This window comes from Propionibacterium cyclohexanicum (assembly GCF_900111365.1).
Taxonomy (GTDB): domain Bacteria; phylum Actinomycetota; class Actinomycetes; order Propionibacteriales; family Propionibacteriaceae; genus Propionibacterium; species Propionibacterium cyclohexanicum.
The window spans coordinates 1-4929 of sequence record NZ_FOGZ01000047.1; the positions used below are offsets into that span (position 1 = coordinate 1).

A 4929-nucleotide genomic window follows, 5' to 3' on the forward strand; every position below is an offset into this window, starting at 1 on the left:
ACGCCACACCCGCCGAGTTCGAGCACGCCCACTACGCAGCCCTCAACCGAGAGCCGCAACCCGCATAGGAGCGGCCGAAAACCTGGGGCGCTTCAATGCGGACGCGGCGCATCCGTCGAGCTGGCCCTATCAGGAGCGGATCATGGGCTGGATGGGGTCTTCGATCATCCGCTACAGCTATGTGGCCTACGATCCGCCGACCTATCACGGCGGGCAGTCCTGGCTGCAGATCGCCCCGTTCGCGACTTTCTGTTCCGCAGGCAACGATTGCACGCCGGCGACTGGGTGCACGTTGGGGGACTCGGAGTGCTGGTGGCACCAGCCGGTGTCGTGGATCGCTGATTGCGCCTCGACCTGTGCGACGTCGAACTACGAGACGAACGCGTCCACGCCGATGCCGACCTACATAGCCCGGTATTCGCCGACGTGCACGGCGAATACCTCGATCCTGCCGTCGAGCACGGTGATCGTATCGGTGTTGTCGAACATCGCAGACAACGACGAGGGCTGTACAGGACAGAACTGGTCGAATGGGGGAAATTTCACATACAGCCCGGGAACCGATAGCTCAGGGAACCCGATCGGGGACGTGGACACTCACCAGCTCGGTAGCGGTTTCGATGGGTACATCCTGTTCACCCATACTGAGCCTGCATCTGCAACAACACTTGTCAACACAGGTACTTGGACGCCAAAACTGCCGAGCCTGCAATACTACAAAGTGATGGTGCACATTCCCGCGTCGGGGGCAGCGGCGACTGATATTGTCTACACAATTAACCCCGGCGGCAATGCCTCGCCCTGGAAAATCCGCGTCAACCAGGACTTCGGCAGCGAAGAGTGGGTGCCGATCGCCACCGTGGCCATGCAGAACGGCGGCTCCGTGTCGTTGTCGAACGTGAGTTCCATGTCGGCGGGCCATTACGACGTGGCATTCGACTCGGTCGCCTTCGTGCCGCAGGGCGGCACACCCGGAAGCCCGATCGGCGGCCCACCCACCGTGCAGGACGAGCCTGCCGGATCGAACCCGGCGATGATCCAGTGCGGCTGCGCGGCATCCCTCGCCGGTGATCCGGTTGACACCGCCACCGGAGCGTTCACCCAGACGACGACCGATCTGTCGACTCCGGGAATCGGGGAGGCATTGAATCTCTCCCGCACGTACACCTCGTCACTCGCCAACCCCGCGAGCAGCTACCACGTGAATGGCGCGTTCGGACCGGGCTGGACGTACAACTACGGCCTGTCCGCTGCGACGAACGCCACGAACGGGAGCGTGACCGTCACGCAGGAGGACGGTTCCCAGGTGGTGTTCACCGACGCGTCGGGCACCTACACGCCCCCGGCGCGCGACGACGTGACGCTGACGAAATCCGGAGCGGACTACTACTACACCCGCCACGGAGGTGTGCAGTACGTGTTCGACTCCTCCACCGGGCATCTGGTAGAGGAGTCTGACCAAGCCGGGCGGGCGGCCAGCTCCGCCTACCGGACGAGCCTGGCGTACAACACATCGGGGCAGCTGTCGACGATCACCGACCCGGTGGGCAGGACGTTCACGGTTACCTGGGCGGGCAGCCATATCTCCAAGGTGGTCGACGCGGCAGCCAGGGAGGTGGACTACGCCTACAACAGCGCCGGGGATCTGACGGATGTCTATGGCGTGGGGACCTCCCGCACTGGCGGTGTGAACGGCAACCAGGACCACACGGTCTATGGCTACACGACGGCACACCTGTTGACGAGCATGACCACCCCCGCGAACGAGGCGAAATCGGGCGCTCCCCATATGTCGATGGTCTACGACACCTCGGGGCGGGTCACCTCGCAGACCGATCCAGTCGGGGCAACCACGACTTTCTTGTACGGCCCGTCCAGCTCACCTGCTCTGACGAACGGCCAGACCCTGGTCACCGACGCCGCTGGGCACAAGGTCTTGGACAGCTACACCAACGGGCTGTTGACCTCGAAAACCGCGGGCTACGGCGCTGCTGGGGCATCGACGTGGTCTTATGTGTACGACCCCATCTCGCTGGGCGTGGCGATGCAGGCCAATCCGGATGGCACGACCCAGACGTTCAGCTATGACGCAGCAGGTCACCAGATCGCGGTCAGCGACGCAACGGGGCAGACGACCAGCTACCAGTACAACCAGGCAGGCCAGGTGACCGCGAGCACGGACCCGACCGGCCTGCAGACGTTCACCACCTACAGCGCTGCGGGCGCCCCGACCCAGGTGCTCGTCTCCTCGGACGGACAGTCCGCAGAGTCCGCGAATGACACCTTGAACCCGTCGTACCAGCGGCAGACCACAAGCGCCTACGCAAACGCGGCGCTACCTGGTCTGGCAACCTCGATCACTGATCCGGACGGCAACACGACGACCTTCAGTTACGACAGTCATGGCCAACCGAACTCGACCACTGACGCGTCCGGCAATGTGACCAAGTACGGCTACTACACCCCACGTGGGTTGAAGACGAGCATGGTGTCAGCGAAAGGTGTTGCCGCAGGCATCGCCGTCGGATGCAAGCCGCCTGCGACAGGCTGCACGAGTTTCGGCTATGACAGCCACGACAACCTGGCGTCAACAACGGACGCGCTGGGAAACGTCACATCCGCCTCGTTCGATGCGGATGGGCACGAGACGTCGTCCACCGACGCCAATGGGCACACAACGGCGACCGGTTTCGATGGGGACGGCAGGGCAACCAGTGTGACACAGGCGTCGGGGGCGGTGTCGTCGACTGCCTACAACGGGGACGGGACTGTGGCGAAGACCATCGACGCCAACGGCGAGGCCACCGGCTATACCTACAATGCGCAGGGTCAGGAACTCACCTCGACCGATCCGGATGGGCACACGACGACGATCACTCGTGATCTCATGGGTCGGGTGCACACGTCGGCGGCTCCGGGTGGGCAAGTGACGACGGATGAATATGACGGGGATGGGCGCCTGTCGAGGGTGTCGTATTCGGACAGCACGCATGACGCCCGCTACAGCTATGACGCGAACGGGCGGTTGACCTCAATGGTCGACGGCACAGGGACGTCTAGTGATGTCTATGACGTGTTCGGAGAGTTGATTTCCCAGACCAACGGGGCCGGTGCCACGGTCGGGTATGCCTATGACGGCGATGGGAACACGACGGCGGTCAGCTATCCGGGTGGGGTGGGGACGGTCACGCGCGGGTTCACCAAACTCGGCCAGCTCGCAACGGTCACGAACCCGGGGGCGTCCTCGGCGACCGTGAGTTTCGGTTATGACCCGGATGGTGATCTCACGACGACGACCGCGGGGAATGGCACGACCGTGACGCAGGCCTATGACGGGGCCGATCGGGCCACGGCGAGCACCTTGGCGAGGGGCGCCACGACGTTGGGGTCGATCGCGAATACTCGCGACAAGGATGGGGATTTGACTGGCACGGCGCCGTCGTCGGGGGCTCCCGGGGCTGCGACGAGTTACACGTACACCGCCGACCAGAGGCTCGCGTCGTCGACTGTGTCGGGTGGCACGACGGCCAACGGCTATGACAAGGCGGGTGATCCCACGACGCTAGGGGGATCGACGCAGGTGTTTGATGCGGCGGGGCGGTTGTGTTGGTCGGTGGCTTCCGTGGTGGGCAGCCCTGTGTGTGGTTCCCCGGTGGCGGGTGCCACCACGTATGCGTATGACGCGAATGGGCGCCGGACGGGGTCGACTCCGGCGTCGGGGTCGGTGACTGGCTACCAGTACAATGCGGCTGGCGAGTTGACGGGCGTGTCGGGCGGGGTGTCGGCGTCGTACACCTATGACGGGGCGGGGTTGCGGGCCACGAAGACCGTGGGCGCGGTGACGGCCGTGTTCGTGTGGGACACGGCCGGATCCACGCCGCAGCTCTTGTCGGACGGGACCACGGATTTCGTGTATGGCCCTGCGGGGACGCCGGTGGAGCAGTTCGCGGCGTCGGGGGCGGGGAACCAGCAGTTCTATTTTTCGGATCCGCATGGTTCCACTGTCGCGTTGACTTCCAGCGCAGGGGTGGTGGATGGGACGTGGGCGTACAGCCCGTGGGGTGCCGTCACCGCCCACACGGGTACCGCGTCGACGTCGTTCCTGTTCGCTGGGGCGTATAGGGATGCGGAGACCGGGCTGCTCTACCTTCAGGCCCGCTACTACGATCCGGCCACGGCGGTGTTCCTCACTGTCGATCCTCTCGTGGCGCTGACCGGGCAGGCCTATGTGTACACCGGCGATGACCCCCTCAATAAGACAGACCCCACCGGACGTTCCTGGCAGGCTTTCGTGGCGGGCGCAGCGAGTGCGGTTTTTGGTGCTGTCGGGTTGGGTGTGGACAGCACCGGGATCGGCATACCGATTGGGCTTGCTCTGGAAGGGGCTTCACTGGCCGCCGGAGCGCTGGCGACCGGGATGGACTGTGGTGGCTGGTTCGGTGTCGAGAAGGACTCGGGGGCCTGCGGGCTTGACGTGATGGCCGAGAGCACGGCAGGTCTTGGCGCAGCATTCGATATTGTGAACGATGGGCTTCGGGCAGTCAGTGTCGCTGGGCGTGCGCGTGAGGTGGCGCGGATTCTGGGTGCGTTTGGTGCCAGTGATGAGGAGATTTCTGAGGCAGGCAGTGCCACGCGGAGTGCTTTGTGGGACTCCGGTGAGGGGAGCAGCTCGTTCTTGGAGGGGCAGGCGAAACTGTGGGGAACAGCTTCTCTCTCTCCGGCTTCTGTGGGGATAGGATCAAGTATCTGGAACGAACTCAGCCCCGAACAACAAAAACATTGCGGCGGTCGATGATGGAGCTATGGTGAAATCGAACACAGATCAGCGGAAACCGGCTCATCCCAATCGAGGGTGTAGTTGGGGTCTGAATCCGCCTGTCTCGAGCAGGCTTCTGGCGATGTAGTTGGTGAGGTTGCGGAAGCCCAGGG

2 protein-coding genes are annotated in these 4929 nt (G+C 64.0%); one reads left to right on the forward strand and one right to left on the reverse strand.

Translation table 11 applies throughout. The annotated features are described in order from the left end of the window. Positions 1–402: 402 nt before the first annotated feature. Positions 403–546, reverse strand: a complete 144-nt coding sequence (locus tag BMX93_RS13010; protein ID WP_177170238.1) for a hypothetical protein — start codon at positions 544–546, stop codon at positions 403–405. 43 nt (positions 547–589) lie between these two features. On the opposite strand from BMX93_RS13010, the gene BMX93_RS12495 reads away from it, so the two are divergent. Continuing rightward, the gene (locus tag BMX93_RS12495) at positions 590–4795 is read left to right on the forward strand and encodes an RHS repeat domain-containing protein (protein WP_483878448.1); all 4206 of its coding nucleotides are present in this window, start codon (positions 590–592) and stop codon (positions 4793–4795) included. The last annotated feature ends 134 nt before the right edge of the window (positions 4796–4929 follow it).